This is a genomic window from Shouchella rhizosphaerae, assembly GCF_036700015.1.
Taxonomy (GTDB): domain Bacteria; phylum Bacillota; class Bacilli; order Bacillales; family Bacillaceae_D; genus Shouchella; species Shouchella rhizosphaerae.
The window spans coordinates 706,474-720,476 of sequence record NZ_CP144921.1; the positions used below are offsets into that span (position 1 = coordinate 706,474).

Below are 14,003 nucleotides of genomic sequence, written 5' to 3' on the forward strand. Positions count from 1 at the left end.
TGGAGTTACCTTATTTGTTTCATTGGATTTCCAGCGACAAACGCTCCTGGAGGCACATCTTTATGGACAACGGTCCCCGCGCCTACAATGGCGCCATCGCCAATCGTCACGCCTGGAAGAATCGTACAATTGGCGCCAACCATCACCCTGTCGCCAATCACCACATGGCCGAGTCGATACTCTTCAATCAAATATTCATGAGCCAAAATCGTCGTATTGTAGCCAATAATGGAGTTGGCTCCTATTTTTATTCTCTCAGGAAACATGACATCGACCATGACCATTAAAGCGATTGCTGTCTGGCTGCCAATTTCCATCTTCAAAAACACACGGTAAAGCCAGTTTTTCATTCGCAGCGATGGGGTGAAGCGCGCTATTTGGGCAACGGCAAACGTTTTTGCGACTTTCCAAAAGGAAACGGTTCGGTAAAGCTGCCACAATGAGTTCGACCCGCTTACCGGGAAACGTTCTGTCTTCCTGCTCACAGGCGATTCACGATTTCAACCAGCTCTTCCATCGTTGCTGGTATGTAATCTGGCGCAAATGTGCGCAAATGCTCAGCGCCTTTTAATGCCCAGCCAACCGCAACCGTTTTCGTACCTGCTGCTTTTCCTGCCAATACGTCGTGTGAATTGTCACCAACCATGATCGCTTCTTCAGGTTTTGAATCAAGTTGCCTAAGAGCTTCCAATAATGGCTCGGGATGCGGTTTTGCATGTTTTACATCGTCCAAGGCGACGATTACATCAAAGTACGGGGAAAGCCCCATCAACTCTAAGCCCATTTGCGCGGTTTCCCTGATTTTAGTCGTCACGACCGCTAGCTTGTAACCTTGTTTATGCAGTGTTTGGATGCCTGTTTTAACACCTGGGTATTCCTTTACAAGCGCATCATGTTGTTGATGGTTAAAATCACGGTATGTGCGAACCCATTTTTCGGCACGGGAAGCATCAATGCGTGAAAAGCTGTCTACAAGCGGTGGACCGATAAATGGCAACACCGTTTCCCGGGTATAGACACCTGGAAAATCTGGTTCCAATGTATGGAGAAAAGATTGGATAATCAATTCATTTGTATCTATCAATGTCCCATCCAAATCAAATAGCAACGTATTAATGGTCATAAACAGCATCCTTTCCGAAGTTCCCTTGTTTCCTCTTCTCAAGCTGTGTCCAGAGACGGGAAATCACCATTGTTAACAGCAGTGCTGTCAAAAGGCGTATAACAAGCAATGGCCACACTTGAATGCCAAGGACGAGAAACACCAGCGTATCCTCGACAACCGCATGGCAAGCAACGAGAAAAATAAACACCACATACAAATCTTTCTTTTTTACACGGTCTTCTTTGACTGCATCGATCATCACGCCAGCCCCGTAGGCTAAGCCAATGGTTAATCCAGAAGCGAGTGTAACAGCAGTGTTTTCCCCGACACCAATCAATCGCGTCAGCGGCGCTAAACTTTTCGAAATAACGGCAAGCCAGTTGCGCTCACGCATGATTTGGACAACAAGCATAAGGGGAATGACAATGGCCGCTAATTGAACAACACCTAAAAAGGCAGTCCATAAACCATCGGCTACCATTCCCATAACCCCAGTTGCTTGAGGCCCTTGGGCTGAAGCCAGCCCATAGACCGCTTGTTCGCTCCCGCCACTCCAGACAAGATTGATGATAAAGGCTGCGGCCACAGCTAGAAAAATCCGCACTGCCACAATAACCGATACGCGGACGCCTACCTTTGTCGCAACCGCAGATTCGATAATAAGATTGTGTGAAAAAGAAAGCATAATCGCTAAAATAAATACTTCTTTTACAGTAAAGTCAAATGTCAAAATCGCGCCGATGCCTGCGTATAAATTAAGTACATTGCCAATAACTAAAGGAATTGCCGCTTCTCCAGGCAAACCAATCAAGCCCATTAAAGGGGCGATCAGCTTAGCGAGCCAATCGAGTAGAGGCGTATAGCCTAGCAAAGTAACAATGAGCGTAACCGGAAAAATAATTTTCCCGAGCGTCCATGTTGTTGACAGGCCGGACAACAAGCCTCGTTTCACCATTCCCATCCGTATCTTCCCTCTCTATTTTCTCTGTTTTGTAGCTGCGTCTGGATTCAAGTACCGCGGCGGTTTTACCCAAAGGCGCCGGTATACCCAAAGGGCAATTGCTGCCACGACCAAAATGATCGATAAAAGCTGCGCTGTGCGAAGGGAATCGCCAATTAATAAATAGTCTAACCGCATGCCTTCGATCACAAAACGTCCAACCGAATACCAAATTACATACGATAAGAATAGTTCGCCTTGGCGCAAGTTTGCTTTGCGAAGGAGCAATAGCACGACTACTCCTAGCACGTTCCAAAGCGATTCGTACAAAAATGTCGGTTGATAGTACGTCCCATTAATATACATTTGATTAATAATCCAATCAGGCAAAAACATCCCCTCAAGAAATTCCCTTGTGACTTCCGCCCCGTATACTTCTTGATTGACAAAATTGCCCCAGCGGCCAATCGCTTGGCCAATCAAAATGCTAGGCGCCGCCACATCGGCGAGTTTCCAAAACGACAACCCACGTTTTTTGGCAAACACAATCGCTGTGACAACCGCTCCAATTAAAGCGCCATGAATCGCTATTCCGCCTTCACGCAAATAAAAAACACTAATTGGATTATCAGCAAACTGCTCCCACCGAAAAATAACGTAGTAAGCTCGAGCCGATAGAATGGAAATCGGCAACGCCCAGACTAGCAAATCAGCAAACGTCTCCTGCGGCAGTCCTCGCTTAACCGACTCGCGCCGCGCCATAAAATAACCGACGGCGACTCCAAGCAGAATGAGGACGGCATACCAATAAATCGCGATGGGCCCAAGCTGGACAAAAACGCGGTCAATCGGTTCAATTTGTTCTTCCATTCCGTTCGTCTCCCCTGTCTTTAAAATTCATTTTCCCCATGTTCAATCACTTGGGTTAAACGTTCCGAAAATTCTTGTGCTGCATTAAAGCCTAATCGTTTCAGGCGGAAATTCATCGCAGCTACCTCAATAATAACAGCTAAATTTCGCCCTGGACGAACAGGGACGGTCATTTTGGTAATTTCCGTATCAAAAATTTTCATTTTGTCTTCTTCGAGTCCAAGACGGTCATACGCTTTGGTTTGGTCCCAAAGCTCTAAATTCATACAAAGGCTAATCCGTTTAAACGGACGAACCGCCCCTGCCCCAAATAACGTCATGACATTAATGATGCCAAGCCCGCGGATTTCTAGCAAATGTTGCAAAAGCGGCGGTGGATACCCGACTAACGTGTCCTCATTTTGCTGGCGGATTTCAACAGAATCATCAGCGACAAGGCGATGGCCCCGGCGAACCAAATCAAGTGCAGTCTCGCTTTTGCCGACGCCGCTTCCGCCTGTAATCAAAACGCCAATGCCATAAATGTCAACAAGCACGCCATGGACAGCAGTCACAGGCGCTAATTCGCTTTCCAAGAAATTGGTGACTCGACTACTAAGTTGCGTTGTTGTTAATGTCGAACGCAAAACAGGCACGCCACGTTTATCGGCAGCGGCAATAAGTTGTTCAGGCGCTTCCAGACCACGTGAAAGAATAATGCCTGGTGTGTCATACGTACACAATTTGGTCATCCGTTCTTCCTTTTCTTGGTCGGAGAGCGACTTCAAAAAAGAAAGCTCCGTCCGCCCAATGAGCTGGAGGCGACGGGCTGGATAATATGTAAAAAAGCCAGCCATTTCAATTCCTGGCCTGGAAATGTCGCTTGTTGTTATGGGCCGGTAAATTCCTTCTTCGCCAGCTAAAAGTTCAAATTGAAATTTCTCTAACAAATCATTTGCTGTGACTTTTGCCATTTTCTTTCACCTCATTTGTCCACTTACAAGAGCGAATCGTGCTAGAGCTATTGTAGCATGATTTGCGCCAGACGCCTAAAAAAGGTTATAAAAAACAGGCCGCATTCGCGGCCTGTTAGTTGTTTTTAATGGGGTTGATGAGAAATGTTTGGAACAGGGCAATGATAACGGCTGCAAGCAATGCCGTGCCGAAGCCGCTGATTTCAAAAGCGCTGCCCATCATGATCGATGTCAGCATGAGCGTTATTGCACTAATGACAAACAAGAACAGCCCTAGCGTCAAAATCGTGATCGGCAACGTTAATACTGTTAAAATCGGCTTGACTGTCCAATTTAAAATGTTCAGGAGAAACGCTGCTACTAGTGCAGCGAAAAAGCTAGACAAGTAAAAGCCAGAAAACAGTTGTGAGAGCATCCATAACACGAGAGCGTTTAAGACTAAACCGAGAAGCCATCTCATATTAAACACGCTCCTTTATCGGCATAAGCAACATCGCCACTATATAGACAAGCACGATTGGAAAAAACGATGTTGGGATTGCTAAAGTGACCGTAATAAGCCGCACAATGGAACGGGTCGATAGTCACATAGTCGGCCTTCCTGGCACAGACGCCTGCAAGTAGCTGTTTATCTTGAGACTTTGTAAGGCGCTTCATGCTTCCCATTCCTTTCGTTGGCATTCCCTTTAACTGTCTTTATCTTGTACAGTAATGCTGCCAGTATTCGCGACAGCATGGACTTTGACACGCTTTTCTTGCGCCTGGTTGCCAGTCAACTGCATGTAGCGCTGCGCAAATTCTTTTTTCTCATCGAGAATTTCTACATCAGCCAAACGGTTATTGATTGAGCCAACATTTGACTTTAGCTTGGCTTCAATGCGCACAGCAGGGGAAACAAGCAATTTCACACTTCCTGTTGTTGTTTTTAAATCAACATAGCCTGCATCGGTTGACGCTTCCATCTCATAAGTGATCGAGCCATTGACTGTTTCTACGTCTGCGTCTTGGATCGATCCGGATACTTTAACCGAACCATTCAATGTTTTAGCATCAAGAAGTTGCAATTGGCTTTGCTCGCAAGATATGCTGCCATTGACCGTCTCCATGCTCGCTTTTTTCGATTCGATATTTGTTGTTTTAATCGAACCGTTTGTTGTGTTGGCTTCAAATGTATCCGCCTTTAGGTCTTCCCCTTTTAAAGCGCCATTAAATGTATAAAGCTTAATACGTCCGTATGAGGATTGGGGCACATACAATGTTGCCACCACTTTCATCGATTTCGTCTTTGTTTCAAACAACAACGTTTCATCTGTAGCCGAGAATACAGATTCTTTAAGGAAAAACTCTTTTGCTTGCTCAGTATCACGTACACGATACACTTTCACTTGGCACTCCAAGCGCACATCTTGTTTATCCCATGGAACGACGTCGACTGATCCGTTTTCTAATGATACTTTCAAAGAACGAGGCGAAATGTTTTGCTGTTGGAAGACGTGGTCAATTTCTGTCAGTGTTCCAAAATTAAAGTCCAAGTCGCCCTCTTTCACTTTTTGAATCGCTGTTTCAAAAAAACCACTCAACTTTGAAAGAGGCGACTCTTCCCGCGTGTCTTTGTTACGCCCGCTTTGATGAGAATCCTGTTTTGCTGTATCGGCTTCGTCCTTGCCGATCGCCTCAAGCAAACGCAACCCTTCTTCTGCTGTAACCTTCCCATCTTCAATCATTTTCAAGATCATCATACGTTCTTCCATGGCAATCGCTCCTTTATCGGCTTTCTATTACTGTATTACGGAGCAGCTAGGCAAGATGTTTCAGCTTTTATGAACTTTTTTGCTCTGCCCCGGCAAACAACGCTTCTTGTCTAGCTTTATCACGAGCTAGAATAGGTTTTAAATAGGCCCCTGTATAGGAGGCACTGGTTTCGGCTACATGCTCTGGCGTTCCTTCAGCCACGATTGTGCCGCCGTTTTTGCCTCCTTCTGGCCCAAGGTCAATGATATGGTCAGCCGTTTTAATGACATCTAAGTTATGCTCAATAACCAAGACAGTGTCGCCATTGTCGACAAGGCGTTGAAGCACTTTTAACAACCGGGCAATATCATCAACATGGAGACCAGTCGTCGGTTCATCGAGAATATAAAGAGTTCGTCCTGTTGAGCGTTTGTGCAACTGGGAGGCCAACTTCACCCGTTGCGCTTCCCCACCTGAAAGCGTCGTCGCCGGTTGCCCCATTTTTAAATAACCGAGACCAACATCAATGAGCGTCTGGATTTTGCGGTTAATCTTTGGAATGCTGGCAAAAAATTCAGCGCCTTCTTCGATCGTCATTTCCAATACATCGGCAATCGTTTTGCCTTTATATGTCACTTCAAGTGTTTCGCGGTTATAACGTTTTCCGTGGCATACTTCACAAGGAACGTAGACGTCAGGCAAAAAGTGCATTTCGATTTTGATGATCCCGTCACCCTTACAGGCTTCGCACCGCCCCCCTTTGACATTGAAGCTGAAACGTCCTTTTTTATAACCGCGGACTTTCGCTTCATTCGTCATCGCGAACACATCCCGTATATCGTCAAACATGCTAGTGTATGTTGCCGGGTTGGAACGTGGAGTCCGCCCGATCGGCGATTGGTCAATGTCAATCACTTTATCCATTTCATCAATGCCAATGATTTCTTTATGTGGTCCTGGCTTCGCTTTGGCGCGGTGAATCCGCTGCGCCAGCGCTTTGTGAACAATTTCGTTGACGAGCGTGCTTTTCCCAGAGCCAGAAACACCTGTAACAGCGATAAACACGCCAAGTGGGAACGTGACATCAATGTTTTTTAAGTTATTGGCTGACGCCTTTTTTACTGTAAACGAGCGATCAGTAAGAGGACGTCTTTCACGGGGAACAGGGATAAATTTTTCCCCTGACAAATACTTCCCTGTCAACGAATGGGGATTTTCTGTTAGTTCTTTTGGCGTTCCTTGCGCAGTAATATATCCACCATGCATCCCTGCTCCTGGACCGATGTCAATAATGTGGTCAGCGGCCAGCATCGTGTCCTCATCGTGTTCAACTACGATAAGCGTGTTGCCAAGGTCACGCATATGTTTCAATGTCTCGATTAAACGGTCATTGTCACGCTGATGGAGGCCAATGGAAGGTTCATCAAGAATGTAAAGCACACCCATAAGCGATGACCCGATTTGCGTAGCGAGCCGAATACGCTGCGCTTCTCCTCCAGACAGTGTCCCCGCCGCTCGGGAAAGGGTTAAGTAATCGAGTCCGACATTGACTAAAAAGCCTAGACGGTCTTCGATTTCTTTTATAATCAAACGAGCAATGGCGCGTTCTTTTTCAGTCAAGTCAAGCGACTTAACAAATTGGATCGCATCGGTGCATGTCATTTGGCTCACTTCGCCTAGATGTTTGCCGCCGACAAAAACAGCAAGTGCTTCCTTTTTTAGCCTATAACCTTTGCACGTTGGGCATTTTTTCTGCGACATGTACATTTCCATTTGTTCGCGAATGTAATCAGAACTTGTTTCTCGATAGCGTCGGGCTACATTGGCGAGCACCCCTTCAAATACAATTGTATGTTCATGAACGCGGCCAAAGTCGTTTTCATAGCGGAAAAAGATTTTCTCCTTTCCGCTTCCCTCTAACAAAATTTGTTGCTGCGTTGCTGGCAGCTTTTCAAACGGCACGTCCATATCAATACCAAAGTGGTCGCACACTGCTTGCAATAACTGTGGATAATAATTGGAACTTGTCGGTTCCCACGGAGCGAGGGCATGTTCACGCAATGACCGGTTTGGGTCTGGCACGACAAGCTCACTGTCCACTTCCTGCTTTGAACCAAGTCCATCACACGATGGGCAAGCGCCGAACGGGCTATTAAATGAAAACAAGCGTGGCTCAAGTTCAGGAATGGAAAAACCGCACTCAGGGCATGCGTGCTGCTGACTGAACAACAACTCCTCTTCGCCGATGACGTCAACGAGCACTCTGCCGCCAGCAAGCGTCAAAGCGGTTTCCAGGGAGTCTGCAATTCGCGCTTGGACGCCCTCTTTTATCACAATCCGGTCAATGACTACTTCGATCGTATGCTTTTTGTTTTTATCTAGCTCGATTTCTTCGGATGCTTCCCGCATTTCTCCATCGACGCGGATACGGACATACCCGTCTCTTTTAATCTGTTCAAGCGTCTTTACGTGCGTGCCTTTACGCCCTGATACAAGTGGCGCAAGAATTTGCATTTTAGTACGCTCTGGATACTCAAGGAGGCGATCCACCATTTGCTCAATCGTCTGCGAGGAAATTTCAATGCCATGACGTGGGCAGACGGGCCGACCAATTCGGGCATACAATAGCCGCAAGTAGTCGTGGATCTCTGTTACCGTTCCAACTGTAGAACGAGGGTTGCGACTTGTTGTCTTTTGATCGATCGAAATCGCCGGAGACAGCCCTTCGATCGAGTCAACATCCGGTTTATCCATTTGTCCAAGAAACTGACGAGCGTAAGCGGACAGCGACTCCACATAACGCCGCTGCCCTTCTGCGTAAATGGTATCAAATGCAAGCGATGACTTGCCAGAACCAGAGAGGCCTGTTAACACGACAAGCTTATCCCTCGGAATCGTCACATCCATGTTTTTTAAGTTGTTGGATCGTGCCCCTTTAACGACAATCTGTTCATGTGCCATTTATTCGTGTCATCCTTCCGCTTTTAATTCTAACAACACATCGCGCAATTCAGCGGCTCGTTCAAAATTCAACTCTTTAGCGGCCTGTTTCATTTCCGCTTCTACACGCTCAATCGTTGCCTGGCGTTCTTTTTTGCCTAGTTTTTTCGATGATGTCGAGGAAGCTTTGTAATCGCCGGTCTCTTCCGCTGCATACGTTGCTTGCACGACTTCTGGTATCCGTTTTTGAATCGTTTGCGGTGTAATGCCATGCTGTTCATTGTATGCCTGCTGGATTTGACGGCGCCGTTTCGTTTCGTTAATCGCCACTTCCATTGAGTGGGTCATTTTATCGGCATACATAATGACACGGCCATTCGCATTTCGTGCAGCCCGGCCAATCGTTTGAATCAACGAACGTTCTGCTCGTAAAAATCCTTCTTTATCGGCATCAAGAATCGCCACAAGCGACACTTCTGGAATGTCAATGCCTTCCCGCAACAAGTTTATGCCGATAAGAACATCAAATGTCCCAAGGCGCAGTTGGCGAATAATTTCTAGCCGTTCTAGCGTTTTGACTTCCGAGTGGAGATAACGGACTTTAATACCGATTTCCTTTAGATAATCAGTTAAGTCTTCCGCCATCTTTTTCGTAAGCGTTGTTACTAACACACGCTCGTCCTTGGCGATTTGGTCATGGATTTGACCGATTAAGTCATCGATTTGCCCTTCAATCGGGCGGACTTCTACTACAGGATCTAGCAAACCAGTTGGGCGGATAATCTGTTCGACCATTTCAGGCGTGTGTTCCAGTTCGTACGGTCCTGGAGTGGCTGATACATAGACGGCCTGGCCAACTTTCTCTTCAAACTCTTCGAATTTTAACGGCCTGTTATCAAGGGCTGAGGGCAAACGGAACCCATGATTGACAAGAATTTCTTTCCGGGCTCTATCGCCGTTGTACATGCCTCGCACTTGGGGAAGGGTAACGTGAGACTCATCGACAATAAGCAAAAAGTCCTTCGGAAAAAAGTCCAACAATGTATACGGAGTTGCTCCCGCTTCCCGAAGCGTCAAATGGCGAGAATAGTTTTCAATCCCTGAACAAAAGCCCATTTCCGCCATCATTTCTAAATCATAACGGGTGCGCTGCTCTAAACGCTGCGCTTCCAACAGCTTCTCTTCCTTGCGCAAAACGGAAAGCCTTTCTTCTAATTCCACTTCAATATTGGCAATTGCTTTTTTCATTTTTTCTTCACGGGTCACAAAGTGGGAAGCCGGAAAGATAGAGACATGGTGACGCTCGCCTTTTATTTCTCCAGTGAGGGCATCCACTTCTGTGATTCTCTCTATCTCGTCGCCAAAAAATTCAACACGCATGCACTGTTCATCCCGTGAAGCAGGAAAAATTTCGACGACATCGCCGCGGACTCTGAATGTACCACGAACAAAATTTATGTCGTTGCGGTCATATTGGATGTCAACCAATTTCCGCAACAGGCTGTTCCGGTCCATTTCCATGCCTGTGCGAATGGACAACACTAAGTCTCGGTATTCTTCTGGTGAACCTAAACCGTAAATACAAGACACGCTGGCGATAATGATGACATCTCTCCGTTCAAACAAGGAACTTGTCGCCGAATGCCTAAGCTTATCAATCTCGTCGTTTATACTTGCATCTTTTTCAATAAACGTGTCTGAAGACGGGACGTAAGCCTCTGGTTGGTAATAATCATAATAACTGACAAAATACTCAACTGCGTTATTGGGAAACAACTGTTTAAATTCGCTATACAATTGCCCGGCAAGCGTTTTATTATGAGCCATCACAAGCGTCGGCTTATTAACGGCTTGGATCACGTTTGACATCGTAAACGTCTTACCTGTTCCGGTAGCGCCAAGCAATGTTTGGTGCTTTTTGCCGTTTTGAATGCCTGTCACAATTTGCTCAATTGCTTTTGGCTGGTCCCCTTGAGGAGAATAATCTGATACAAGCTGAAACGTTTGGTCCATAATCACTTGGTACTTTCATGAATCGGCTTCGCCCTTTTCACAAAAGTGCTACCTTCCTCCTTTATTTATTAATACAAAAACTTCCCTCACTTGCAGACAACCAAACATGTGAGGGATGAAGCTTATTTGTCACTCAATCCTAAAGCCATTTTTATCCAACAATATTAGGCGGGTCGATAGCCGAAACGTTTGCCGTCAAGCATGGGCTTGTTTGGATCTTAGCACGTGCGGTTTTAAGACGTGGCCCGCCTTTGTCGTTCTTTATAAACAAGTGTTCGCTTTTCATTATAGCATAACCTGATGCAAATACCTACAAACTTAACGAACATACGTACTAAAAATAATTTCCAATTGAATTGGATTCCTGACGCTGGACGAATGCCGACAATTACGGTAAGATTAACATGCTAAAAATAATGAATAGGTATCTTCGGGGCAGGTGAAACTCCTGGCCGGCGGTAAAAGCCCGCGACTCTCCTTTTCTTTTATCAATAAGGGGACTGATTTGGTGGAATTCCAAAGCCGACGGTTAAAGTCCGGATGGGAGAAGATCAACGAATAAGCATGGCAAGACGCGCCCATGCTTATTTGAGAGGCCCTGAATGAACGTGCACATTCAGGGCTGTTTTGATTTTTAGGAGGGCCGATTCAAACGAAAGGGTTTTGACATCACATGCAACAACCGCACACGCAAAAAACATTTTGGTTCATTGTAATAGGAGCGGCTTTCTGGGGCATTAACCCTCTTTTCCGCCTCCTTCTCCTTGAAACAATGACGTCTTTGCAGATTGTCTTTATCGAACATATTATTTTGGCTTTTATCGCCGTTCCTCTTATTTGGACATATAGAAGCGACTTGGCTCATTTGTCGTTAGTCGACATTGGCGCCTTGCTTTTCATATCGTGGGGCGGCTCAGCTATTGCTACGTTGTTATTTACACAGGGGCTCACTTATGCAGCGACACACGGAATGGGACAAATCAATTCGGTGTTGCTCTTGCAAAAGCTCCAGCCGATTTTCGCGATTGTGCTTGCCCGTTTTGTTTTAAAAGAATCGTGGCCCAAACATTTTGGGTATCTCGTGCCAGTCGCACTTGTTGGTACTTATTTACTTACATTTGGCTTTTCCTTGCCAATCAGCGGGTTTGGCGATGTTTTTCAACTTGGCAGCCTGTTCGCCATTGGCGCAGCAGCCTTATGGGGCGGCTCCACCGTTATGGGACGTTTGCTTTTACGAAAATGCCGCTATGAAACAGTGACAGCGCTCCGCTTTCTCTTGGCTTTGCCCTTGCTTAGCGTCCTTGTTTTAACTTCGCCAGATGCCTGGAACGAGCCAGCTTCGGCTACAGCTCTCTTCTTTATTAGCATAAACTTACTAGCTTCAGCGCTTTTGCCAGGCTTGGTCTCAATGCTACTTTATTACCGGGGCTTGCAGGCGATTAAAGCTTCTGTGGCTACGATTGCCGAGCTTAGTTTCCCAATGGCAGGATTGCTTGTCTCCTGGGTGACGATGCAAGAAACGGTTACGTTTCCCCAAGCGCTTGGCTTTGCGCTGATCTGGATTGTTCTTTATCAGATTTCCAAGCAACAGGATGCCAAAGAAGTATTGCCGCCTTTAGAAAAACGGGCTGCTTCCGCATAAAGGGCTACCTGTTCCTTTCATGCTGCTACCATAAAAAAGAGGTTGTCCCAAAAGCCTTTAAAATGAAGAAGGGGAGTCGAGATCTGACTTGATCTCGACTCCCCTTTATTTGGATGGATCGGTATTTCGGTGAATGATGGCGGGCAAGGCCCGCCATTTTCTTCAGATTGAGGGCCAACCCCAGCCAACCAAGCTCCACCGTCACCTTTTCCAACCCGCGAAGGTGGAATCGTCGAAACCCGAGATTTTGTTTGGCATGCCCAAATACACTCTCGACGTCCGTTTTTCTTTGCGCGTAGAGTGTGGCTCCTCTTTCACTATGTAGTTTTGCCGCTTCTTTGGCTTTGAGTTCCTCGTAGATGGGGTTGTAATGGATTTGCCGAGGCCCCTTGCCCCTCGTACAGTCTGCTTTGAACGGACACCCCTCACAGGACTCGCATTCATACATCTTGAAGTCGCGCTTGAATCCATAACGATCGGTACGTCGGCTATAGGCTTTAAAGGCGACCTTCCGGTTGTTTGGGCACCAATAGACATCCTCGTGTTCGTCATACCGCCAGTTATACGGATGGTAGGCTTGCTTTAGGAATGATCGTTTTTGTTCTTGGCGATAGGTGTTGTAGGGAATGAGCGATGTGACCGTTTCTTGCTCTTCCATGTAAAGATAATTGCTTTCACTTCCGTAGCCTGCATCGGCAATGAACCAGTTTGGCAAAGGCAGACCTGTCGCTTTAAAGTGCTCAAAATGCGGGATCAAACAACGGGTATCGGTTGGGTTTTGGTGAACCGTGTAGTGAAGAATGAATTGGTTTTGTGTCGCCACTTGCCAGTTATACCCTGCCTTGAGTTGCCCATTGTTCATGTGATCGTCTTTCATCCGCATGAACGTGGCATCTGGGTCGGTTTTAGAAAAGCTGTTGCGCTCGCCAAAGAGGCCCATCTGTTCTTCGTATTTTTCCAAACGAGGAAGATGGTCTTTCGTTAAGCTTCGGTAGGCCTTTCGTAGTGGCTTGCTCGCTTCTTGGTGGGCGCGTTTTTCTTCTTTGGATGGGGCTACTGCGATTGCTTGGTCCATCGCATTCAGTTCCTTTTCCACCTTTGTGACGACGTCTTGAAGACGTTTGTGGCTGATCCGTTGCCGTTCAAACGTGGCATCTTCCTGCTTGAAGGTTTCGGTATCCAACGCAATCGCTTCTTGAATGACCTCTAACGTTTCCTCGATTTTCATTTGAAGCTTTTCTTCGTGGGAAAGCGTGCTCTTTTTCCAAACGAACGAGTATTTATTGGCGTTCGCTTCGATTTTGGTGCCATCGAGAAAATACGCCTCCAAGTCGACATAGCCTTCCTCGATTAGGAGATGCGTCATTTCGGTATACAGGCCTTCCATCAACGATTGGAAACGTTCTGAGCGAAAGCGATTGATCGTCCGAAAGTTCGGGGCTTGTCCAGCAGCGAGCCACATCATCGGCAGGTTTTCTTTGAGGGCTTGTCCCATGGCTCGGCACGAGAACCAACGTTGCGTATACGCATATAGGACAATCTTTGTCATCATTTTCGGATGATAGGCGGGTCTGCCTCCGCCTTCATACGCACGAACAAAGAAATCGTCATCCAACCCATCCACCACGTCACTGACCACACGCGCGACATGATGTTCGGGGATAAGATCGGAAAAATCCATAGGCAGATAGAGTTGATTCATGGTATACTCTTGGAAAGTGACCTTTGGGTTACGCAAAAAAATCGCCTGCTTTCGTTTGAATTTTGGTAGTGGTACCTTCATTTTAAACGATTGGGCGGTTTTTTTGT

At 46.4% G+C, this 14,003-nt stretch carries 12 protein-coding genes and 1 riboswitch; of the genes, 1 reads left to right on the forward strand and 11 read right to left on the reverse strand.

Annotation, left to right across the window (positions count from 1 at the left end; genetic code table 11):
- Window positions 1-5: 5 nt before the first annotated feature.
- The 10 genes from V5G21_RS03810 to uvrB all read right to left on the reverse strand — a co-directional run bounded on the left by V5G21_RS03810 (window position 6) and on the right by uvrB (window position 10,552).
- Entirely contained in the window at window positions 6-485 is a 480-nt protein-coding gene (locus V5G21_RS03810) for an acyltransferase (RefSeq protein WP_011247893.1), read from the reverse strand.
- Window positions 482-1,123, reverse strand: coding sequence for a pyrophosphatase PpaX (ppaX, locus tag V5G21_RS03815; RefSeq protein WP_035202763.1), 642 nt, complete (start codon window positions 1,121-1,123; stop codon window positions 482-484). Before ppaX ends, V5G21_RS03810 begins: the two co-directional genes overlap by 4 nt.
- On the reverse strand, window positions 1,113-2,066 hold the full coding sequence (locus V5G21_RS03820) for a nucleoside recognition domain-containing protein (protein ID WP_011247895.1): 954 nt from the start codon (window positions 2,064-2,066) through the stop codon (window positions 1,113-1,115). Before V5G21_RS03820 ends, ppaX begins: the two co-directional genes overlap by 11 nt.
- A 15-nt stretch (window positions 2,067-2,081) precedes the next feature.
- A complete protein-coding gene (lgt, locus tag V5G21_RS03825; protein ID WP_011247896.1) occupies window positions 2,082-2,915 on the reverse strand; it encodes a prolipoprotein diacylglyceryl transferase in 834 nt (277 codons plus the stop codon).
- A gap of 20 nt (window positions 2,916-2,935) precedes the next feature.
- On the reverse strand, window positions 2,936-3,868 hold the full coding sequence (gene hprK / locus V5G21_RS03830; protein WP_011247897.1) for an HPr(Ser) kinase/phosphatase: 933 nt from the start codon (window positions 3,866-3,868) through the stop codon (window positions 2,936-2,938).
- 115 nt (window positions 3,869-3,983) lie between these two features.
- Window positions 3,984-4,328, reverse strand: coding sequence for a phage holin family protein (locus V5G21_RS03835; protein WP_011247898.1), 345 nt, complete (start codon window positions 4,326-4,328; stop codon window positions 3,984-3,986).
- Window positions 4,325-4,525, reverse strand: a complete 201-nt coding sequence (locus V5G21_RS03840; protein WP_041824003.1) for a PspC domain-containing protein — start codon at window positions 4,523-4,525, stop codon at window positions 4,325-4,327. Before V5G21_RS03840 ends, V5G21_RS03835 begins: the two co-directional genes overlap by 4 nt.
- Window positions 4,526-4,554: 29 nt before the next feature.
- Window positions 4,555-5,619: a DUF4097 family beta strand repeat-containing protein gene (locus V5G21_RS03845; RefSeq protein WP_011247899.1), complete on the reverse strand. Its 1,065-nt coding sequence runs from the start codon at window positions 5,617-5,619 to the stop codon at window positions 4,555-4,557.
- Window positions 5,620-5,686: 67 nt separating this feature from the next.
- A complete protein-coding gene (gene uvrA, locus V5G21_RS03850) occupies window positions 5,687-8,560 on the reverse strand; it encodes an excinuclease ABC subunit UvrA (protein WP_035202768.1) in 2,874 nt (957 codons plus the stop codon).
- A gap of 9 nt (window positions 8,561-8,569) precedes the next feature.
- Entirely contained in the window at window positions 8,570-10,552 is a 1,983-nt protein-coding gene (uvrB, locus tag V5G21_RS03855) for an excinuclease ABC subunit UvrB (RefSeq protein WP_011247901.1), read from the reverse strand.
- A gap of 422 nt (window positions 10,553-10,974) precedes the next feature.
- Window positions 10,975-11,108, forward strand: a riboswitch (FMN riboswitch).
- A 117-nt stretch (window positions 11,109-11,225) separates the two neighbouring features.
- On the opposite strand from uvrB, the gene V5G21_RS03860 reads away from it, so the two are divergent.
- Complete coding sequence (locus V5G21_RS03860) at window positions 11,226-12,194, forward strand: DMT family transporter (protein ID WP_011247902.1); 969 nt, start codon at window positions 11,226-11,228, stop codon at window positions 12,192-12,194.
- A gap of 25 nt (window positions 12,195-12,219) precedes the next feature.
- On the opposite strand, the gene V5G21_RS03865 is transcribed toward V5G21_RS03860, so the two are convergent.
- Entirely contained in the window at window positions 12,220-13,932 is a 1,713-nt protein-coding gene (locus V5G21_RS03865; RefSeq protein WP_338465230.1) for an IS1182 family transposase, read from the reverse strand.
- Between the last annotated feature and the right edge of the window lie 71 nt (window positions 13,933-14,003).